General features: G+C 55.8%; 20 protein-coding genes. 18 read left to right on the forward strand and 2 right to left on the reverse strand.

Annotation, left to right across the window (positions count from 1 at the left end; translation table 11 throughout):
- Window positions 1–78 precede the first annotated feature (78 nt).
- The 6 genes from E9954_RS04975 (at window position 79) to E9954_RS05000 (ending at window position 5,714) form a co-directional block, all read left to right on the forward strand.
- Entirely contained in the window at window positions 79–405 is a 327-nt protein-coding gene (locus tag E9954_RS04975; RefSeq protein WP_136078116.1) for a hypothetical protein, read from the forward strand.
- A gap of 57 nt (window positions 406–462) precedes the next feature.
- A complete protein-coding gene (locus E9954_RS04980) occupies window positions 463–2,016 on the forward strand; it encodes a sigma-54 interaction domain-containing protein (protein ID WP_136078117.1) in 1,554 nt (517 codons plus the stop codon).
- A gap of 471 nt (window positions 2,017–2,487) precedes the next feature.
- On the forward strand, window positions 2,488–2,850 hold the full coding sequence (locus E9954_RS04985) for a putative quinol monooxygenase (RefSeq protein WP_281281228.1): 363 nt from the start codon (window positions 2,488–2,490) through the stop codon (window positions 2,848–2,850).
- A gap of 19 nt (window positions 2,851–2,869) precedes the next feature.
- Window positions 2,870–3,535 carry a hypothetical protein gene (locus tag E9954_RS04990; RefSeq protein WP_136078119.1) on the forward strand — a complete coding sequence of 222 codons (666 nt, stop codon included), beginning with the start codon at window positions 2,870–2,872 and terminating at the stop codon, window positions 3,533–3,535.
- A 29-nt stretch (window positions 3,536–3,564) separates the two neighbouring features.
- Entirely contained in the window at window positions 3,565–4,242 is a 678-nt protein-coding gene (locus E9954_RS04995) for a hypothetical protein (protein ID WP_136078120.1), read from the forward strand.
- A gap of 62 nt (window positions 4,243–4,304) precedes the next feature.
- Entirely contained in the window at window positions 4,305–5,714 is a 1,410-nt protein-coding gene (locus E9954_RS05000) for a DUF1254 domain-containing protein (RefSeq protein ID WP_222847060.1), read from the forward strand.
- 228 nt (window positions 5,715–5,942) lie between these two features.
- On the opposite strand, the gene E9954_RS05005 is transcribed toward E9954_RS05000, so the two are convergent.
- Window positions 5,943–7,415 (reverse strand): integrase core domain-containing protein, encoded by a 1,473-nt coding sequence (locus E9954_RS05005; RefSeq protein WP_136078122.1) that lies wholly within the window; start codon window positions 7,413–7,415, stop codon window positions 5,943–5,945.
- Window positions 7,416–7,602: 187 nt separating this feature from the next.
- Here E9954_RS05005 and E9954_RS05010 point away from each other — a divergent pair, with 187 nt between their 5' ends.
- From E9954_RS05010 to E9954_RS05020, 4 genes are all read left to right on the forward strand, one after another.
- Complete coding sequence (locus tag E9954_RS05010) at window positions 7,603–8,409, forward strand: hypothetical protein (RefSeq protein ID WP_136078123.1); 807 nt, start codon at window positions 7,603–7,605, stop codon at window positions 8,407–8,409.
- 62 nt (window positions 8,410–8,471) lie between these two features.
- Entirely contained in the window at window positions 8,472–10,994 is a 2,523-nt protein-coding gene (locus E9954_RS05015) for an arylsulfatase (protein ID WP_136078124.1), read from the forward strand.
- 21 nt (window positions 10,995–11,015) lie between these two features.
- Window positions 11,016–11,837: a hypothetical protein gene (locus E9954_RS32300; protein WP_168441979.1), complete on the forward strand. Its 822-nt coding sequence runs from the start codon at window positions 11,016–11,018 to the stop codon at window positions 11,835–11,837.
- A gap of 55 nt (window positions 11,838–11,892) precedes the next feature.
- Window positions 11,893–12,918, forward strand: coding sequence for a ligand-gated ion channel (locus E9954_RS05020; protein WP_168441980.1), 1,026 nt, complete (start codon window positions 11,893–11,895; stop codon window positions 12,916–12,918).
- A 226-nt stretch (window positions 12,919–13,144) separates the two neighbouring features.
- On the opposite strand, the gene E9954_RS05025 is transcribed toward E9954_RS05020, so the two are convergent.
- Window positions 13,145–14,617, reverse strand: a complete 1,473-nt coding sequence (locus E9954_RS05025; protein ID WP_136078126.1) for an integrase core domain-containing protein — start codon at window positions 14,615–14,617, stop codon at window positions 13,145–13,147.
- 187 nt (window positions 14,618–14,804) lie between these two features.
- Here E9954_RS05025 and E9954_RS05030 point away from each other — a divergent pair, with 187 nt between their 5' ends.
- The 8 genes from E9954_RS05030 (at window position 14,805) to E9954_RS05065 (ending at window position 20,311) form a co-directional block, all read left to right on the forward strand.
- Entirely contained in the window at window positions 14,805–15,443 is a 639-nt protein-coding gene (locus tag E9954_RS05030; protein WP_136078127.1) for a hypothetical protein, read from the forward strand.
- A 19-nt stretch (window positions 15,444–15,462) separates the two neighbouring features.
- Window positions 15,463–16,074 (forward strand): hypothetical protein, encoded by a 612-nt coding sequence (locus E9954_RS05035; protein WP_136078128.1) that lies wholly within the window; start codon window positions 15,463–15,465, stop codon window positions 16,072–16,074.
- A 4-nt stretch (window positions 16,075–16,078) separates the two neighbouring features.
- Complete coding sequence (locus tag E9954_RS05040) at window positions 16,079–16,846, forward strand: hypothetical protein (protein WP_136078129.1); 768 nt, start codon at window positions 16,079–16,081, stop codon at window positions 16,844–16,846.
- 53 nt (window positions 16,847–16,899) lie between these two features.
- Entirely contained in the window at window positions 16,900–17,322 is a 423-nt protein-coding gene (locus tag E9954_RS05045) for a hypothetical protein (protein WP_136078130.1), read from the forward strand.
- Window positions 17,323–17,331: 9 nt separating this feature from the next.
- Entirely contained in the window at window positions 17,332–17,709 is a 378-nt protein-coding gene (locus tag E9954_RS05050; protein WP_136078131.1) for a hypothetical protein, read from the forward strand.
- A gap of 40 nt (window positions 17,710–17,749) precedes the next feature.
- Window positions 17,750–18,334: a hypothetical protein gene (locus E9954_RS05055; protein WP_136078132.1), complete on the forward strand. Its 585-nt coding sequence runs from the start codon at window positions 17,750–17,752 to the stop codon at window positions 18,332–18,334.
- A gap of 204 nt (window positions 18,335–18,538) precedes the next feature.
- Entirely contained in the window at window positions 18,539–19,624 is a 1,086-nt protein-coding gene (locus E9954_RS05060) for a DUF481 domain-containing protein (protein WP_168441981.1), read from the forward strand.
- Between the two features lie 24 nt (window positions 19,625–19,648).
- The gene (locus E9954_RS05065) at window positions 19,649–20,311 is read left to right on the forward strand and encodes an outer membrane beta-barrel protein (RefSeq protein WP_136078134.1); all 663 of its coding nucleotides are present in this window, start codon (window positions 19,649–19,651) and stop codon (window positions 20,309–20,311) included.
- The last annotated feature ends 11 nt before the right edge of the window (window positions 20,312–20,322 follow it).

Here is a 20,322-nt window from a genome sequence, read left to right on the forward strand (position 1 = left end):
CCGATGGGTCGCAGTTTGTTGCTTTGAATGACGCAAGTGGTGTTATTCGCAAATCGGTATTAGGGGAGACGCATACCAGTGGAAACGGAATGTTCAGCTGAACAAGTGAGTTTTGAAAACCTGCTGGCGGGCTTGACAGCCCGGTTCATCAATCTGCCCTCCGAGGAAGTGGATTCGGCAATTGAAGATGCGCAGCGGGAGGTTTGCGAGTTTCTTGGGCTGGATTTATCCGCCGTATGGCAGATGGACCCCGATGCATCGGAGATTTTGGTGCTGACGCATCTCTACGGTCCGTTGCTTACCGAGGAAGTCCCGGAACGGATGGTGGCATCGGAACTTTTTCCATGGGCGTTGGAAAAGGTGCAGAACAATGAGGTTTTTGTCCTCTCGTCTACCGAAAATTAACCACCAGAAGCCGCAGTTGACGCCGCAGGGTGGAGGCATTATGGGATTAGGACAGCCTTGTGCATCCCTTTGGTCGTGGGGGAGGGGGCCCCGTTCGGTGCGGTATCCTTCAATGACCTGCAGCGGGAACGGGAGTGGGCGGAACCGTTGATTCGCCGCTTGAAGATGGTGGCCCAGACCTTTGCCGGAGCCATCCAGCGAAAGCTTTTGGAGAAGGATCTACGCGAAAGTGCGCTGCGCCTTTCCATGGTGATGGATGCGGCCGGTGCCGGAGGGTGGTCGTTGTGTCTGGACTCGGACAGGGTTTGGGCATCGAACCGAACCCGCGAACTCTTTGGATTCGAGGAATTCGAAGAACTGACCTCGGGAAATTTTGAACTTCGGATCCATGAAGAAGACCGCGGCATGGTTGTGTCAACCTTGGAAGACGCGGTGGAAAACCGCAAGATGTTTGCGCTGGAATACCGGATTGTTCTAACCGGTGGTCAGGTCCGGTGGATTTCCACGCGGGGCCATATCCGGTGCCGCGAAGATGGGACGGCCTGCCGCTTGATGGGGCTTTCGGTCGATAGCACCGAGAAAAAGCAGGGCGAGCTGCGACTCAAGGAGGCCCTGGCCGAAGCCAAGAGCCTGCGGGAACAGCTGAGCCACGAAAACGATTATTTACGCGAACAGGTTTTCCGGGCTTCCGGACATGACAGTATTATTGGCAGTTCCGCACCCGTCTTCGACATGCTGGAAAAGGTACGCATGGTGGCGCCCACCGATTCCACCGTGTTCATTACCGGTGAAACCGGGACCGGGAAAGAATTGCTGGCGCATGCGATCCATGAACAGAGCACGAGAAAAAGCAGGGTCATGGTTAAGGTGAATTGTGCGGCACTGCCCTCGGCCTTGATCGAGAGCGAGCTTTTCGGTCGGGAAAAAGGGGCCTACACCGGGGCAATAACCCAGCAGATCGGCCGCTTTGAGCTTGCGGATGGTTCCTCGCTGTTTTTGGACGAAATCGGGGACTTGCCATTGGAGCTGCAGACCAAGTTGCTACGCGTGTTGCAGGACGGCCAGTTTGAGCGTCTGGGAAGCCATGCAACGCTCCATGCCGATGTCCGCGTGATTGCCGCAACCAACCGGAACCTTCCCAACATGGTTCAGGAAGGCACATTTCGGGAAGACCTGTTCCACCGTTTGAACATTTTTCCCATCGAGGCGCCGCCCCTGAGGGAGCGCCGCGAGGATATCCCGGAACTAACCTGGCGGTTTGTTCAGCAGTTCAATCGAAAGATGGGGCGGTCGGTCGAGTCGATTCCGAAACCCGCCATGAAGGGACTGAAGAATTATTCGTGGCCCGGCAATGTCCGCGAGCTGCGGAACCTGATTGAACGGGCCATGATCATGAGCCAGGGAAAAACACTCTGCATCGATATTCCCAATCTGGAATGCCCTTGCCACGAGCTGCCGACACTCGACGACGTCGAACGCAACCATATTCTTGAAGCGTTGGAAAAGTCCCAATGGCGCATCGGGGGAGCCGGCGGGGCGGCCGAGGCGCTGGGCATGGCGAGAACAACGCTGAATTCCCGCATGAAGAAACTGGGTATTTCCAGATTCTGATTCGCCCCGCTGCAAGCTCGGCATCCCGTCCTTCGTGCGGATAAGGCACAATCATCTACCTGAGCCTCTTGCAAAACCCTTCGAGTTTGCGAGGCGGTTTTTGTTAAAAGTTATTGGTTATTGGGCTAAACCGCTGGTTGCGTATGACTTGTCCTGACAACCAACAACCAGCACCTGATAACTGGAACGGCAAAACCAGAGGTTTTGCAAGTTCCTCTACCTGGCAATATTATTATTTTTTCTCCTGTTTGGGTCGTGCCGAAAAGTGACGGCATATGGTCTTGGTGACGAAATATCGTCATTCACGGCACGCTCTCAATTATATCGAACCTACCTGCAAGGATGGTATCTTTCTCCTGTTCAATGGATTATGCCGACAGGCGGTTCCCGGGTCGGTGGTGGTACACTTCATGCCTATAGGGAGCCATGAAAACTCAGCAACCACTTGAACGGATTTTCTGTAACATTTCCATGCATTTCGCCTCCGAGCAGGACGCGAAGAGTGCGCTTGAACTCCTGCATTCCTCCTTGGAATGCACCATGTCCAAAAATGGATGTCTCGACTGCCGGGTGCTCATGGATTCGAACGAGCCGGTGAAGGTGGACTATCTCGAGCAATGGCAAACCGAGGAGGCATTTCGCAGGCATGTCGGGTCCCATGATTTCAAACATGTCTTTTTTGCGATGGATATGTGCTGCGAGTCCCCGGGGGTGAAGATTGAAAAGGTGGTATCGCAAAGCGGATTGGATTATTTGCGCACCGTGTATGAAGAGGGCATCGGCCTTGTAACCGGGGAATGGAAGCAGACCGGGTCAATCCGGATCATGGAATAATTAACGAAAGGAATGGGCGATGAAACGAACAATACTGGGTATTACTGCAATCTGTGCATGTGGTCTTGCAATGGCGGAGGAAAAAACCACAACCGCCGCAACTGAAACAACCAACGCTCCTGCAGCCACGGAGCAGGCGGGCACCCCCGTTGCGAAGGCTCCCGCAAAACCAGCAAGCTTCATGGCAGCCGCAAACAAGTACTTTAGCTTGAGCTATGGATATGTCACCACGAACTATGAAGATGTGGATAAGGATATCGATGGCTGGCGCATCAACGGCGTGTTCGAAATGAATCCAACGGGCGGCCCCTTGCTGCACGGCTTTGCCATTGGATACATGGAAACATCGGCGGAGCGCACCAGCAATGCCCAGACGGTTAAGTATGAGGTGAAAACCATCCCGATCTATTATGCCCCGAAAATCATACTGGGTAAAAAAGCGGTTAAGGTTTTCGCCAAAGGCGCGCTGGGGTGCCACTTCTCCGACTACACCCGTTCCGGAACTTTGGACAGCGGCAGCGCCGATGAATTCGGGTTCTACGGCGGTGGTTCGCTCGGTGCCATGCTGGTGCTCAAGGATAAGTTTTTCGCCAATATCGAATATGAGTGGGCCTACATGTCGAACACCTATTTCCAGGATGGTTTGGTGGAGTCGGCCATGGTCGGTATCGGGATGAAGTTTTAATGCATTCAAAAATTACGGGGACACATATCATGAATCGTTTATTTACAGCACTTGCCGTTTTGGGAATCGCACTGGTCGGATCGAATGCCTTGGCTGAAATGGATCGCGACCAGCTTTCGCTCGAAATCAGCAAGGCGAATTCGGCCAACAAGGATAAAATGAAAGCGTTTATCTGGAAAAAAGCCTCCAAGGTCACCGTTGACGGAAAAGAAATGGTGGACATACTCAATGAAATCAGCATCCAGGAGAATGGGGATATTTCCATGGTAAACCTGGATATCGAGACCCATGTTAAACGGCAACGGGGACTTCGGGGGCGAATGCAGCAAAAGGCGGCGGAAAACAACGCCAAGTATCTGGATGGGGCTATCGAATATTCCCTGGCTTATATGTATATGACCAAAGGGCAGCTGCTCGATTTTTTCAGCAAAGCCAAAATCACGGATGAAAAAGGCGTTTTGATGGCCAAGGCCTCGGACGTGCTACTCAATGGAGACCAGTTGACGATACAGGTTGATAAAGCCAGCAAGCTGTTCATCTCCAAATCGTTTTCGAGCAGCATGGGTGGTGATCCAATCAGCGGGGAAATCCACTATGACGAGTTTTCCTCCGGGGTTAGCCATGTTTCGAAATCGACCTTGAACCTTCCGGCGAAAAACACGGTGATCATGTCGGAAAACAAAGACTTTCTGAAAAGAGTCGAGTAAGGCTCGATGAAACTAGCTGCCTGGCCATGTTCGCGCAGGCATTTAATTCCGAGGAGATGAACATGAAAAAACTTGGTATTCTTACATTGGTGAGTGCACTGGCCCTGGTGTTGGGCGGATGCTCGAAAAAGGTGCACCAGAGCGCGGTGGTCAAGAAGGCGGTGGACGCCTATATCTATGCCTATCCACTGGTAACCTTCGACATGGTACGCCGACATGAGACCAACACCGAGGTGCCGACCGGCTCGGGGGCGCCGATGGGGCAGTTGATCAAGATGCGCAAATATCCGGCGGTGGACGACCATGCCGCCGCGGCTCCCAATACGGATACGCTCTACACGCTGGCCTGGCTCGATGTTTCGGAAGAGCCTATGGTGGTTGGTGTGCCCGATATGGGCGACCGCTATTACATGCTGCCGCTGATGGATGGATATTCCGAGATGATTGATGTGATTGGCGCCGGTGTTGAGGGAGAGGATCAAAAAGAGTATCTCGTTGTTTCCAAAGGATGGAAAGGTGAAGTGCCGGCGGGAATGATGAAGATCGAATCTCCCACGGCTATGATCTGGATGTGCGGCCGAATCTATTGCACCGGAACACCGGAAGACTATGCGGCAGCACATAAGCTGCAGGATCAGGTGAAGCTCTATCCGCTGAGTGCGTATGGAAAACCCTACACTCCACCCAAAGGGGTTGTTGATCCTTCCCTCGACATGAAAGCTGCTGTTAAAGAGCAGCTGGGCGAGCTGTCTACCAGTGATTATTTTTCCTACTTTGCGAAGCTGTTGGTTAAGAATCCGCCGCACGAAGCCGATACCGGTATGCTTGAGAAACTGGCCGAAATCGGAATTGTTCCCGGGGAAAAATTTGATCTTTCAGCGTACAGTGATCTGGATCAAAAGCTACTCAGCGAGGTGCCGAAGCTAGCCAAATTGGAAATGGGCCTGCACCTGAAGAAGCAGCCGACCTCCAATGGCTGGCTCTATTTTACCGAAGGCGTGGGCAACTTTGGAACGGATTATATTACCCGGGGTATGGCTAGCTTCCTCGGGCCGGGCTGGAACCGCCCGCACGATGCGATCTACCCGCTCTCTTTCAACGATGCGGACGGAAAGAAATATGACGGCGCAAAAAACAACTATGTCCTGCGCTTTGAAAAAGGGGAACTGCCCCCTGTTAAGAAGGTGGGCTTCTGGTCGCTGACGCTCTACGACAAAAAGATGTTCTTTGTCCCCAACAGCATGGATCGCTACACCTTGAGCCAGCGCGATGAATTGATCGAAAATGCCGACGGGTCGATCGAGATTTATATTCAGGCGGAATCGCCCGGAAAAGAAAAAGAAGCCAACTGGCTGCCCGCGCCTGAAGGGCAGTTTGACCTGGTCTTGCGTCTATACGGGCCTTCGCAAAAATCTCCATCCATTCTGGATGGAAGCTGGACGCCTCCGGCTGCAAACAAAGTGAAAAAGTAGAACATAACTAGGTTCTGTAAAATTTTCGATGAAAGAGCCGATGGCAGAGAAGCAAGGTGAGATGGGTCCCCTTACTGGGCCGAAAGAAGGCTTTTGATGGGGATGGTTTCTGTGTCGGCGATGATTTGATTGTTGTTTTTTAGCCCTGATGAGGGCGGCGACGCACAGCGGGGCTGTGGGTAGCTGAGGCGAAAGCCTCGTGTTCTTTGACATCCGAGTTTTGATTGTTCATGCGGCTTGCCGGAGGAGCTCGACCCACATGTCGGGGTAGAGCCTCTTGCCTTTGAGGCAGGCGATCGCGACGGGCGGATGCCCGCCGAGGCTGCCGTGCGGGCGCATGAAGTTGTAGTAGGCGACGAAGAGCGTGGTGAGTGCCGTGGCTCCGTCGAAGCTCTTGAAGCCGGCGCGGGGTCGCGTGTGGTATTTATAGGTGCGGTTGAGCCGCTCGATGAGCTGCTTGTAGACGCGGTAGGTCTCGCTTTCGGGATCGAGGTTCTTGAGTCCGATGACGGTACGTTTATTCAGGACTGCTTCGCCTCCGGCCACCACGGCGGCGGTGTTGTAGGCGACGGTGGCGCTGTCGTAGGACGGCAGGCCGTCGGTGCCGAGTTCCAAGGCGTCGGTCTGGGGTGCGGCCGGTGGGGCGCACATGCTTTGGGTGAATCCGGGCGTCGGTTTGGCGCCACGGGTTTCGGAGAGGTTGTAGCCGCAGATGGCCCGCCGTGTTTCGGTGATGACGAGCCAGGTGTAGCGGGTTTTCCCGCCGATCTTGATGTAGGTTTCGTCCGCCGCGCAGGTTCCTTCGGGAACGGGACTGTTTTCATCGGTGAAGTCGGCGAGCTGGCAGGCTGCGGCCTTGATGTAGTTGACGACGGTCTGGTGCGAGATGCGGATCCCGAAGACGCGTTCGAGCGCCTGGGCGGTGAGCCTTGCGCTGAGTCCGAGGCTGATGGAGAAGGTGAGGCAGAGTCCGAGGGTATGCAGGCTGTGGTGGATGCGGTTGAGATCGACCGGGGCGTCTTCGGGGCGTTTGAGCGGAAGGTCTTGCGAGGCGAAGTGGTATTCGCGGAAGAGGTAGCGCAGCTTGAACTGGCTGGTGTTTCCGGCTTTGCGCATGGCGTGCTCTTCGGGCGTGAGCTGGGCGAGGTTCCGTACGTAGACGGGGCAGTGGTCGTTCGGGCACTTGAAGGCGGTGCACAGGCCATCCTCCTTCCATCGAAAGAGTGCATAGCCGCAATGCGGGCACCAGTAGCGCGCCTTGCTTTCGCGCCGGGGCTTGTCGGTTGGCGAAGTCCTTTTGCAGATCTTGCACTGAACCTGCGACCCAAGCTTTCCGTTGTTGAGGTAGAGATAGCGCACGGGGGCATGGCAGTGCCGGCATCGGCATTTTTCAGGCGGCATGGGCGAACCCGTCCGACGCGCTACCTTGGCGATTGTTTTTCCCGTGGCGCGCAAATGGTCGGCCTGAAGCTCCTCCCAGTCCTTTTGCGGTGCGTGCGGCAGCAATGGTTCGCATAGCGGCGGTTGAGGATCGACCCGGAACTGGCGATAGTGCGGAGGCCGCACTTCCTGCGGCTTGAGTTCGATATCCTGCCTTGAACCGTTGAGTACTTCGAGCAGCACCGGCACCACCGAAGCCAGATCGTTGTAGGTAAGCTTGCGACATACCCAGCGAAGCAGTTTCCTTAGATCATTTTTCATGGGGTCTTCCCTGTTTTTTTTGCGTGCGGCAAAAGGGCTTGGAACGACCCCATCTTATCCAATCAAAACTCGGGATAAAACAGGGGAGAAGACGCCGAAGGCATCAACCCCCAATCAAGAGAAGTAGTTTAGAGATGAAAACGAAGAGAAAACTGACCAGAAACCATAACTAACCGAGGATAAAATAATGAAACGAACCCAATACATGATAACTGGATTGGCACTTACTGGCCTTATGGCCTTTTCGGGATGCAAAAGTACAGGTGCGGATATCGATGTTCCTAAAAAGGGGCCGGCGGATCTCGACTATGAAGCGGATGGAGCAAAAGCCGTTAACATTCCGATCAAGAACCTGCGTGATGCGCGGTTCTGTGAACTGTTCTTTATTCGGGTTAAGGGCGACCAGAATGAATTGAATGTCTATAACCCGACCGGTTTAAACGGCATGGAAAAGACGAAGGATTCCTGTCCGGATGAACTGTTGTCTAAGCTGGATATCGAAGGGCTTATAAAGCACTACAAGCTGGATGGGATATATTTCAACCAGCCGCGGCATTGGATTATGGATGAGATGCTGATTCCTGTCGGTGCCGTACGTGAACTCGACGGCATGGATTATTACTGGATGGCCTCGAGTCATATGCCGGCCAACATTGAAATGAAGCCGGGCTTCCTGACCTACAAAAGATGTCCCGTAGAGCGCAAATCCACCTTTACCTTCAAAGCGGGTAAGGAAGTTTTCCTGCTGGATGATCCGGATGGAAAAGTCTGGGTTATGAAAGCGTATCGGGACAGCTATGGACAGAGCTATGAAACGCTGAAAGATCTCGGCAAACGCTACAAAAAGCTGCCCGAAGGATTCTCCACGCGTGTGAAAGTGCTGGAGAAGGATCTGGTGCTTAAACCGACCGGCGGCGTTGCAACGGTGATGCAGGATGAGTTTGAAAACACCTACGACTATCTTGGCGACGGGTGCTCAAACTATATTCCGTAGGGTCAGGAACCATACCGGCCAGCCTCGCCCACCAGTGTTTAATAGAAAATGAAGGAAGAGACATGAAGACATACAGAATAATGATTGGCATAGCCTTGGTGGCGACCGGCTTGGCCGGCTGCAAAACTAACGAGACAGATCAATCGAGGGTGATAGGAACGCCGGGGTTGCCCAGCGCTAAAACGACCCTCGACGGCAAGCAGCTCCCTCCACCGGTGGATGACCACTTTGGCGGAACGATAGAGCGCAACGCGATCGATTCAACCCCTTACTGGCCGCCCACGGTTGTGGCACCGAAAGGTAAGGATGCGCCCAATGTGCTGCTGATCATTACCGACGATGCGGGCTATGGCGTGTCCAGCACGTTCGGCGGCGTTATCCCTACGCCGGCCTTGGATCGCGTGGCCAATAACGGCCTGCGATACACCCACTTCCATTCCACCGCAGTCTGCTCGCCGACGCGTGCGTCGCTCATCACGGGGCGCAACCATCACCGCATGGGCACCGGCGCAATCCCTGAGCTTTCGACGGGCTATCCGGGCTACAACTGTCTAATGACCAAGGATAAGGCGTCCGTTGCCCGCATCCTCAAAGGCCATGGCTATGTGACCTCCTGGTTCGGCAAAAACCACAACACGCCGGACATCCAGATCAGCAAGATCGGCCCCTACGACCAGTGGCCGCTCGGATTGGGCTTCGACTATTTCTACGGCTTCATGGGCGGCGACACCAGCCAGTGGCAACCGGGCAACCTGGTGCGCAACACCACCTATATTCATCCCTACGAGAACGAACCCGGCTGGAACCTGGTTACCGCCATGGCGGATGACGCGATTGATTATATGCGAACCGTCGATGCGCTGAGCCCGGATCAACCCTTCTTCCTCTATTATGCCCCCGGCGCCACCCATGCGCCGCACCACCCGACTCCAGAGTGGATCGAAAAAATCAGCAAGATGGAACTCTTCAACGATGGCTGGCATGAGCTTCGCAAAACCATCTTCGCCAACCAGAAAAAACTCGGCGTCATCCCGCAGGATGCCAAGCTGACCCCATGGCCGAAGGATCTAATCAAGGAATGGGATCAGGTCTCTGAACAGGAAAAGAAACTGTTCATCAAGCAGGCAAATGTGTTTGCGGCCTATGTGGCCTATACCGACCACGAGATTGGCCGCGTGATCCAGACGGTCGAGGATCTGGGGCGGCTCGACAACACCCTAATCATCTACATCACCGGCGACAACGGCACCAGCTCCGAAGGCGGGGCAACCGGCACGCCGAACGAGATCGCGTCGGTGCAGGGACTGCACCTGCCGGTCGAAGCGCAGATGCAGTATTACGACGTGTGGGGTTCTGACCAGACCTATCCGCACATGTCCGTCGGCTGGACGTGGGCGTTCGGAACGCCGTTCTCGTGGACGAAGATGGTCTGCTCGCACTTTGGCGGAACCAAGCAGGGCACGGCCATTTCCTGGCCGAAGGTGATCAAGGACAAGGGCGGTATCCGCAACCAGTTCCACCATGTGGTCGATATTGCCCCTACCATCATGGAAGCCACCGGCGTCCCGCTGCCTGAAATGATCGATGGCATCGCCCAGGATCCCATGGATGGCGTCAGCATGCTCTATACCTTCGACGAACAGAATGCCGACGCACCCTCGACACACAAGACCCAATATTTCGAAATGATCGGCGACCATGCGATCTATCACGACGGCTGGATCCTGAGCACGAAAGTGATGCGCCCGCCGTGGGACAACAGCGGTAAAAACTATGGCGATCCTTCGACCTGGCCGTGGGAGCTGTACGACCTTTCCAAGGACTGGACGCAATACAACGATGTTTCCGCCCAGTATCCCGAGAAGGTGACGGAACTCGAAAAGCTTTTCTGGGAAGAGGCGGAAAAGAACCAGGTGCTGCCAATGGACACCACCACCTTCACCCGCTCGCTGCTGCCGCGCCCGAACCTTTCGGCCGGCCGCTCCGTGTTCAACTATTCCGGGGAAGTGACCGGCACCCCCAACGGCAACGCGCCGAATGTGCTGGCCTCGTCGTTCAACCTTAAGGCCGAGGTCGTGGTTCCCGAAGGCGGTGCCGAAGGCATGCTTGTGACCCACGGCGGCCGCTTTGCCGGCTACGGGTTCTATCTGCTGAAAGGGAAACCCACCTTCACCTACAACCTGCTCGGCATGCAACGCTTCAAGTGGGAAGGTGCGGCTGCGCTGGCTCCCGGGAAGCATACGCTTGAGTTCGACTTCCAATACGACGGACTCGGCGCCGCAACCCTGCAGTACGGCAGCCCGAGCGGACTGGGGCAGGGCGGTGCCGGCATCCTCAAGGTGGACGGCCAGGTGGTCGCCACCAAGAAGATCGACAAGACCATCCCGATGCTGATGCAGTGGTGCGAAAGCTTCGATGTGGGTGCCGACACCGGTTCCCCGGTTTCCGACAAGGATTACAAGTGCCCCTTCCGCTTCACCGGCACACTCGACCAACTGACGCTCACCATCGACCGGCCGGAACTATCGCCGGAAGACATCAAAAAACTGCAGGACGCCATGCACGCCAACCCGGCGGAAGACTAGGCAAAAGATATGGAGGAAATTATGAAATGCAATACATCAAAATTCATCATGGCGGCTGTGGCTGCACTCATGCTCCCGGCAACGGGGGGATTGGCAGAAGAAGCACAAAAAAACGACGGATGGGAGTTCGGTGCCAGCATCTATGGCTGGTTCCCGGATATGTCCGGGCAGTTGGCTTTTACACCACCGGGGGGTAGCGACTCGTTCACGGTCAACGTCGAGGATGTACTTGATAACATCGAGGCCGTCCTGATGGTTTCGTTCGAGGCCCGGAAAGGGAGGTGGGGGGTGCTGACGGATTTCGTCTACATGGATATCGAGGGATCAAAATCCGGAACGAAGGATTTTACCGTCGGCAACCAGCAGCTGCCGGCCAATGCGAGTGCCGATGTGGGGCTGGTGCTGGAAAATCTGTTTTGGACGTTGGCCGGCACCTACCAGGCGGTGGAGAAAGACTGGCTGACGATGAATGTCATTGCGGGCACCCGCTACTTCGATGTGGACCAAACCCTGGACTGGAAGCTGAACGGTACGGTTAACTCGGTGACGGTAGCCGACCGGTCGGGCAGTCAAACGGTTGAGGTGGAAAACTGGGATGCCATCATCGGCACGCGCGGCCGACTGATGTTCGGTCCCGGAAAATCCATATTTGTTCCCTACGAACTGGATGTGGGCGCGGGCGATTCCGACTTCACCTGGCAGGGGGCGGTGGGGCTTGGCTATTCATTCGGCTGGGCTGAAATCGTGGCGGCTTGGCGCTATATGTATTACGACGTGGCGGACATGGGAATCGAGACCATGGAATACAGTGGCCCGGTTCTCGGCGGATCGTTCCGGTGGTAGCGCCCGCGAGGATTATGGGAAAGGCATGATGGCTAAGCGTACAATAGGGATGTGGATGTTTATCCTGTCTACGCTGTGTGCTTCGTTGACCTGGGCAATGGAAGGGGAGCCGCTTCCCCTGGAGCCCATGTTGACGCCACCACCAGCAGATGGACCGGTGGTGGTTCGCGTCGGGTTCGATTTGCAGGATGTCCATGCGATCGATGAAGAAAGCGAAACGTTTTGCATTTCCGGAATGCTGACGCTTCGTTGGAAGGACAGCCGTCTGGCCTTTGACCCGGAGAAGGCCGGGTGCGCGGAAAAAATATATAACGGCACCTTCCAGTTTAACAAAGTATCCCCGTCCTGGTTTCCGCAGCTGATGCCGATCAATACGGCGGGGACATACACGAGCCACGGGGTATTGCTGCGGGTGGCGCCGGACGGCAGTTGCCAGCAGACGGAGATGATCACGGTCGATGCCCGTACGTTGTTTGATCTAAGAAAAATTCCATTCGATACCCAGCAACTGCAACTCCATTTCGGGGTGTTGGGATTTGATCGGGACGAGGTCGTGCTGAAGCCTTCCGAAATGAGCGGTTATCAAACCGATCAACTGCTTCGGGTATCGGTGCCGCAGTGGAAACTGGCAGGAATCGGGATGTCGGATAATAGGGAATCCGGGGATGGTTTTTCTTCGGTCACCATGAGTTTCATGGTGCATCGCAAGTCGTTGTTCATCATTCGGTTGGTGGTGCTGCCGCTCATGGTCATCTGCATGTTGTCCTGGTCGGTGTTCTGGATGGAGCATTCCTCGCTCGGGAATCGAATGAGTGCATCCTTCGTTGGAATCCTGACGGCCGTGGCCTATCAAACAAAGGTCGGCGACCTCCTTCCGCAAATCGCCTACGTTACCCGAATCCATGCCTTCCTTGCGGCCAGCTTTTTTTTGATGTGCGCCACGGCCCTGGTCAACCTGGTGGTCGGAACCTTCGATCGGCAGGGGCGCCAGGCCCTTGCCCGCCGGATCGACCACGGCTGTCGATGGGCTTTCCCGTTGCTATACGGGGTCGTGTTGCTGCTGATTGTGATTTTTGTATAAAAAACCAAGGTTCTGTAAAATTTTCGATGAAAGAGCCGATGGCAGAGAAGCAAGGTGAGATGGGTCCCCTTACTGGGCCGAAAGAAGGCTTTTGATGGGGATGGTTTCTGTGTCGGCGATGATTTGATTGTTGTTTTTTAGCCCTGATGAGGGCGGCGACGCACAGCGGGGCTGTGGGTAGCTGAGGCGAAAGCCTCGTGTTCTTTGACATCCGAGTTTTGATTGTTCATGCGGCTTGCCGGAGGAGCTCGACCCACATGTCGGGGTAGAGCCTCTTGCCTTTGAGGCAGGCGATCGCGACGGGCGGATGCCCGCCGAGGCTGCCGTGCGGGCGCATGAAGTTGTAGTAGGCGACGAAGAGCGTGGTGAGTGCCGTGGCTCCGTCGAAGCTCTTGAAGCCGGCGCGGGGTCGCGTGTGGTATTTATAGGTGCGGTTGAGCCGCTCGATGAGCTGCTTGTAGACGCGGTAGGTCTCGCTTTCGGGATCGAGGTTCTTGAGTCCGATGACGGTACGTTTATTCAGGACTGCTTCGCCTCCGGCCACCACGGCGGCGGTGTTGTAGGCGACGGTGGCGCTGTCGTAGGACGGCAGGCCGTCGGTGACGAGTTCGAAGGCTTCGGCCCGGGGCGCGTCCGGCGGGCCGCACATGCTTTGGATGAGTCCGAGCGCCGGTTCGGCCCCACGGGTTTCGGAGAGGTTGTAGCCGCAGATGGCCCGCCGTGTTTCGGTGATGACGAGCCAGGTGTAGCGGGTTTTCCCGCCGATCTTGATGTAGGTTTCGTCCGCCGCGCAGGTTCCTTCGGGAACGGGACTGTTTTCATCGGTGAAGTCGGCGAGCTGGCAGGCTGCGGCCTTGATGTAGTTGACGACGGTCTGGTGCGAGATGCGGATCCCGAAGACGCGTTCGAGCGCCTGGGCGGTGAGCCTTGCGCTGAGTCCGAGGCTGATGGAGAAGGTGAGGCAGAGTCCGAGGGTATGCAGGCTGTGGTGGATGCGGTTGAGATCGACCGGGGCGTCTTCGGGGCGTTTGAGCGGAAGGTCTTGCGAGGCGAAGTGGTATTCGCGGAAGAGGTAGCGCAGCTTGAACTGGCTGGTGTTTCCGGCTTTGCGCATGGCGTGCTCTTCGGGCGTGAGCTGGGCGAGGTTCCGTACGTAGACGGGGCAGTGGTCGTTCGGGCACTTGAAGGCGGTGCACAGGCCATCCTCCTTCCATCGAAAGAGTGCATAGCCGCAATGCGGGCACCAGTAGCGCGCCTTGCTTTCGCGCCGGGGCTTGTCGGTTGGCGAAGTCCTTTTGCAGATCTTGCACTGAACCTGCGACCCAAGCTTTCCGTTGTTGAGGTAGAGATAGCGCACGGGGGCATGGCAGTGCCGGCATCGGCATTTTTCAGGCGGCATGGGCGAACCCGTCCGACGCGCTACCTTGGCGATTGTTTTTCCCGTGGCGCGCAAATGGTCGGCCTGAAGCTCCTCCCAGTCCTTTTGCGGTGCGTGCGGCAGCAATGGTTCGCATAGCGGCGGTTGAGGATCGACCCGGAACTGGCGATAGTGCGGAGGCCGCACTTCCTGCGGCTTGAGTTCGATATCCTGCCTTGAACCGTTGAGTACTTCGAGCAGCACCGGCACCACCGAAGCCAGATCGTTGTAGGTAAGCTTGCGACATACCCAGCGAAGCAGTTTCCTTAGATCATTTTTCATGGGGTCTTCCCTGTTTTTTTTGCGTGCGGCAAAAGGGCTTGGAACGACCCCATCTTATCCAATCAAAACTCGGGATAAAACAGGGGAGAAGACGCCGAAGGCATCAACCCCCAATCAAGAGAAGTAGTTTAGAGATGAAAACGAAGAGAAAACTGACCAGAAACAAAACCAAATACAGGAGAAGAGAATGAAGAAAAATGTATGTGCCATGGTTGGAGTCGTTTGTGTCGGGGGCGCATTGTTGACGTCGGGCTGCAAGAGTGCAAAGTATAAGGAAGAGGCCAAGGGGCTCGCGGCCGAGGAAAACGTTGCCGCGGTTGCGGTGGAAGGCATTCCCGGCGGTGCCGTGGTCGATACCCTGGCGGTGCAGGCCAAGGTGCTCGACATCAACTACAGGAAGCGCGAGGTCAAGCTACTGATTCCGGGCGGTTCCGTGGTCAAGACCAAGGTCGATCCGTCGGCCGTTAACTTCGACCAGGTGAAGAAGGGCGACATCATCAATGCCGTCATCACCGAGGAAGTCGTCTTCCAGCTGGCCTCCTCCGAAGCCGACTTGAAAGATAGCGCGGATGTTGTTGCGCTGCTCTCCAGGCAAGGGGGAATGCCGGCTGGCCTAGTGGCTGCTGCGGTTCGCGTTACGGCTACGATTACGGCGATCGATGCCGAAGCACGCACCATCAACCTGACTCTGAAGGACGGCACCACCAAGACCCTTACCGTGCGCGATGATATTGAAATGAACCAAGCCACGGTCGGCGACCAGGTCGTGATCGATATGTTCGAGGCGGTTGCCATCTCGGTTGAACATGTGGAAAATCAAAAGTAACCCAAGGGAGAAATAGAGAATGAAAATGTTTGGAATGAAAACAGGTGTGGTTCTGGGTGCGTTGGCACTGGTGCTTGCAACCTCGGCTGCAGATAAGAAGCCGGCGGCGGAAATGGATGTGGTGGTTGGCATGGCCGAAGGCGTACCGGGCGGTGTGGTGGTCAGCACGCTGGAAATCCAGGCCAAGGTGGTCGGGATTGATTATCAAGCCCGCGAGGTGGCCCTGCTGCTGCCGGGCGGTATCGTGGAAGTGATTGCCGTGGGCCCCGAAGCCGTCAACTTCAACCAAATCAAGAAGGGTGACATGGTCGAAGCCGTGGTAACCGAGGAACTGGTCATCGCGATGGGCTCATCGGACGCCGAACTCGGCGATGGTGAGGAAGCCGTTGTGGTTGCCGCGGCCGAAGGTGAACAGCCCGGAGCCATCGCAATTGATACGGTACGGGAAACGGCCGTTGTTGTGGCGCTCGATGGGTTGTCCCGAACCGCCTCGCTGATGTTCGAAGACGGTAGCATTACCACGGTTGCCGTGCGCGACGACATCGACCTCACCCAGCACCGCCTCGGAGAGAAGATTGTTTTCGAATCCACCCAGATGGTGGCCATATCGGTTGAAAAGCAAGGGGAATAAAATAATGAAAAAACAGACCCTCGTAAAAATTTCGGCCATGGCCGCACTGGCCCTCTTGGCCGGCTGCAAAGCCATCCCGCCGGACAATGCCGAACTGACGGAAATGAAGTTCGATGGTATTGGCGGCAGCCGCTACACCGAAATTCTTCTCGTCTACGGCAATGGCCTCACCAAGAACGTGACGGCGGGGGTTTACAATACCGTCGGAATGAACGGTGCGGATCCGAAAGGGCCGGGCGACAGCTCTCCTTTGGAAATCCTGGATGCCATCGACCTGAAACAGGTAAAGAAAGACAACAAGGCGCTGAGCGTGGTTAAGAACGGTCCGCGTCGTTGGACGATCGATTATCTCGGTGTGAAGGCTGGCAAGGTACGCGATTTCCAGGGGCTCAAGGCGCACTGGGTCATGTGGTTCCCGATTCCGCCGGCCATGCTGAAGGGGGTGCATGTTCCCTATGAGAGCATGAATGCCCTGCGCGATACCAGCATGGGCATCCGTAAAGGCACCCGTGTCTACTTGCTGGACGATCCGGACGGCAACACCTGGTGCATGAAAGCCATGAGCAATGTCAAATTCCCCGATCAGAAGTTCGAGGATTTGAAGGATCTCGGCTCACGCCTTGAGCTGCCCGAAGGTTGGAAATTCCGAAGCATCGAGCTTGGAAAGGAGCTGGTTTTCACCACCGACAATGGCAAGACCATGATCCTCCAGGATGAACTCGACAACACCTACGACCGCGTCGGCGGACCATACAGCAACTATAAACCCTGATCTACCCCGTGCGCCGGGGAATCGATCCCCGGCGTTAAATCCAAGGAGACGCCATGTTCAAGCGTATCATGATGACCACGGTTCTGCTGGCGGCATTGACGGGGTGCAAAACCGTCTCGCCGGAGCAGGCCATAACAAAGCAGTGCGATGAAAACCGCGCGGCCATAGAAAAGACGATCCAGGATCCGGAGCGGCGGTCCACCATGCTGGCGGTTATGGACTCTTTCGAGACGGAGATTCATGCCATTGCATCCGATTCGGAACAGGCGCGGAAACGCTACGATACGGCTCTGAGGAACTATGAAACGACCGATGCGCAACTCAAGGAACTGCAGCAGGATGTCGCCGCCAGTCTAGGCCGCCTATGCTCGGCCGCCAAGACCCACAGCCTGGAACTGCGCAAGCATTGTTCCGCCGAGGAGTGGGAACAGCTTACCGCCCACTACCACGAACTCAAGAACATCGCTTTTCTCTAGGAGACTAAAATGATTGCAGCACTCATTGCACTAATTGCCCTGTTGATGCTCGGAGGCGCCGCCGGGAGCGGCTGGACGGCGGATCTGGAAAAAAACATTAAGCACGCGGTGGAGGATGAGGATCGGCGTGAAGCGGTTCTCGAGGCCACCGGTGCCCACATGGATGGCATGAAAGAGGTTGCCGGATCGGTGACGGATCATTTCGTCCAGCTGCTGGAAACCCATATTGATTTTGAATCCACGGGGAAGGATTTCGATGCGGTGGCGCAACAGCTCAAGGCGGATCAAGCCAAGGGTTTTGCGCTGGATCTGAAAACGCTTAAAGCCATGAAGGCCAACCTGACGCCGGAGGAATGGAACGCTGTTTTTACCAAAGACCAGAAATAGATGCTCGAAGAGGGTCTACTGCCTAATCGCCGTTGCGGCGGTGAGTGGCCTGTTGCTGAGCGGGTGTTCCTCGCTCAAAACCCATTCGTGGGTGAATCCGGAGTTCCAGGAGCACTCCATTGGAAAGACGGCGGTGTTGGCCACGTTCGAGGATGAATACCTCGCCGGGCAGTTCGAGGCCATCTTCGCCGAACGCCTCCGCAACTTTGTGCCCGCGGTTTCCCTGCGTGCCGCGGTCACGAATTTCACGGAGCTCGACAAGAAGCAGATCGAAAACCTGTTGAAGCGGAACCAGGTGCAAACCCTGATTGTCACGCACCGGGTCGGCTCGGTCGACCGGACCCAGTTGGTGCCTTACGGCGTCTCCTACCAAACCTACGCGACGTCAAGCGGATCGTGTTCCACCTATTGCAGTTCCTATCAGCTGGATGAAGCGGCCGCCAGCTTCCTTGACAACACGATTGAAACATCGATATTCGATGTTCGCTCCGGGAAAATGGTTTGGAGCGGCCTGAAAGAGGTATACAGCTTCAATTCCAAGGCCTCCAACATGGAGCGGGTGGTGGACGGCATCGTCTGGGATCTGGAGGCGCGCGGGATGCTGAAGGCAACGATGGTTTTCTAAAACTGGAGGAATGGAACGCTGTTTGCACGAATAAAAAAACCGAACCCAGCAGAGCCGGAGCAAAATTTAACCACCCGCTTTGCTAGAGAGCACGGAGGCACAGAGTGTCCCGTACCTCTGCGCCTCCGTGTCTTCTGTGGTGAAAAAATCCTTCGTAACATGACTGGATTTGAGCATAGAGGAACGAATAATCCAGGGGATGGTTTGAAGGCGATCATCGGAGCCGTGGTCATCGGCCTTTGCGGATTGGGCCATGCCGCCGACTCCTGGGAGGATTTCGACCCTCCGCCCGACTCGGAGTTCGACTGGATTCAATTGGATTCCGGCGAGTGGCTCAAGGGCGATCTAAAGGTGATGTATGACCAAAGCCTCGAGTTTGACAGCGACAAAATGGAGCTGCTGGATTTCGATTTCGAAGACGTGATCCGCCTCCGCACCCGCAATGTCCAGCGCGTACTCGTCCAGAAAACGAGGGGCGAAGCGAAAATCTTTACCGGGCAACTGGAGCTGGAGCACGATAGGATTTTTCTCCACAACGATGGCGAATCAGTGGATTTCCCGCGCGAGGAAATCGTTGCCATTGCCCAGCGGGCGGAACACGAACGCAACAAGTGGTCGGGCAGCCTATCCATCGGTGTGAACATGCGCGGAGGCAACTCGGAGACGATGGACGCGAACGTTTCCGCCAACCTAAAACGGCAGACCGCGCTGACCCGCTACAATCTCGACTACCTTGCCAACTACAGCGGCACTCGCAACGAGGAAACCGCGAACAACCAGCGCTTGAGCATGGACGCCAATGTGTTCCTCAGCTCGCGTGTCTACTGGCGTATTGTCGAGGCGGAATTCTATCGCGATAAGTTCAGCAACATCGACCAGCAGTATTCGGTGCATACCGGGGTGGGCTATTATCTGTTCCACAATCCGAAGCTGGAATGGTCGGTCGGCGCCGGCGCCGGTTACCAGCGCACCGAATATATCTCGGTTGAGGCCGGAGGCGACGAGGCATCGGAATCCCCTTATTTCGAGGCCGGCACAATGTTTGACTATGAACTCAACTCGAACATAGATTATCTGCTCGACTATTCCTGCCGGGTACTCAACGAGTCGAACGGAACCTACACGCACCACTTGGTCACCACGCTATCGATGGATCTGATCGGCGACGATCTGGACTTGGATGTTTCCCTGGTATGGGATCGCGTTGAAGAACCCACCGCGGACTCCTCCGGGCGGACGCCGGAGCAGGACGACTACCAACTGATTTTTTCACTCGCATACGATTTTTAAACAACCAAGGGAAAGGATAAACCAATGAAAACGAAAACCTCGATCACCGCCGGCATATTGTGCATGATGGGTGCATTCACCGCGCACGCGAACCAGTACGGCTACGACAGCAAACCCTACACCATCCAGGCTTTGCTCGGTGGAATTAGATACGACGACCTGTTGTTCACCAGCGAGAACGGTTCTGGCGATTCAGTGGAGGTCGATATGTCGACCCTCCCGCAGCTCGGTGGCGCGTGGGCCACCTTGCCTAAAGGCGAAAAGCTCCAGTTCGGCATGGAAGCCTCTTTCCTGCTCGGGTTCAAGTTCGACGATGTGAATACCTACAGCGGGGTTAAGAATGTTTATGTCGATGTGTCGAGCTACCTATGGATGTTCGATATTGCCGGCGGTGTCTATGCCAACCTTCCCTTGGGCGAAAAGCTTCGCCTGTACATCGGGGCGGGCCCATTGATCATGCTGGGCTACTACAATTCCGAGAGCGATTATGTCAACACCTCCCATTCCGATACCTCGTTCGGCTGGGGCGCCTATGCCCGCACGGGTTTTGAGTTGCAGGTTCATCCGGGGGGTTATCTGGGCGCGGGCATCCGCGGCAACTGGTGCGATATCGATTTCACCGATGTTGGCGGGGCCTCCGAAATCTCCGGTGTGGCCGCATTCATCACCTACACTGCCGGCCTGTAAGCAGGATTGGG

Origin of the sequence: Pontiella desulfatans (assembly GCF_900890425.1) — a bacterium.
Lineage (GTDB): Bacteria > Verrucomicrobiota > Kiritimatiellia > Kiritimatiellales > Pontiellaceae > Pontiella > Pontiella desulfatans.

Coding starts and splice junctions, on each gene's coding strand:
- E9954_RS05035 (WP_136078128.1), top strand. CDS start 15,463: ATGAAAATGTTTGGAATGAAAACAGGTGTGGTTCTGGGTGCGTTGGCA.
- E9954_RS05030 (WP_136078127.1), top strand. CDS start 14,805: ATGAAGAAAAATGTATGTGCCATGGTTGGAGTCGTTTGTGTCGGGGGC.
- E9954_RS05005 (WP_136078122.1), bottom strand. CDS start 7,415: ATGAAAAATGATCTAAGGAAACTGCTTCGCTGGGTATGTCGCAAGCTT.
- E9954_RS04995 (WP_136078120.1), top strand. CDS start 3,565: ATGAATCGTTTATTTACAGCACTTGCCGTTTTGGGAATCGCACTGGTC.
- E9954_RS05010 (WP_136078123.1), top strand. CDS start 7,603: ATGAAACGAACCCAATACATGATAACTGGATTGGCACTTACTGGCCTT.
- E9954_RS05025 (WP_136078126.1), bottom strand. CDS start 14,617: ATGAAAAATGATCTAAGGAAACTGCTTCGCTGGGTATGTCGCAAGCTT.
- E9954_RS04985 (WP_281281228.1), top strand. CDS start 2,488: ATGCATTTCGCCTCCGAGCAGGACGCGAAGAGTGCGCTTGAACTCCTG.
- E9954_RS05065 (WP_136078134.1), top strand. CDS start 19,649: ATGAAAACGAAAACCTCGATCACCGCCGGCATATTGTGCATGATGGGT.
- E9954_RS05050 (WP_136078131.1), top strand. CDS start 17,332: ATGATTGCAGCACTCATTGCACTAATTGCCCTGTTGATGCTCGGAGGC.
- E9954_RS05020 (WP_168441980.1), top strand. CDS start 11,893: ATGTTTATCCTGTCTACGCTGTGTGCTTCGTTGACCTGGGCAATGGAA.
- E9954_RS05000 (WP_222847060.1), top strand. CDS start 4,305: ATGAAAAAACTTGGTATTCTTACATTGGTGAGTGCACTGGCCCTGGTG.
- E9954_RS05040 (WP_136078129.1), top strand. CDS start 16,079: ATGAAAAAACAGACCCTCGTAAAAATTTCGGCCATGGCCGCACTGGCC.
- E9954_RS05015 (WP_136078124.1), top strand. CDS start 8,472: ATGAAGACATACAGAATAATGATTGGCATAGCCTTGGTGGCGACCGGC.
- E9954_RS05045 (WP_136078130.1), top strand. CDS start 16,900: ATGTTCAAGCGTATCATGATGACCACGGTTCTGCTGGCGGCATTGACG.
- E9954_RS04990 (WP_136078119.1), top strand. CDS start 2,870: ATGAAACGAACAATACTGGGTATTACTGCAATCTGTGCATGTGGTCTT.
- E9954_RS32300 (WP_168441979.1), top strand. CDS start 11,016: ATGAAATGCAATACATCAAAATTCATCATGGCGGCTGTGGCTGCACTC.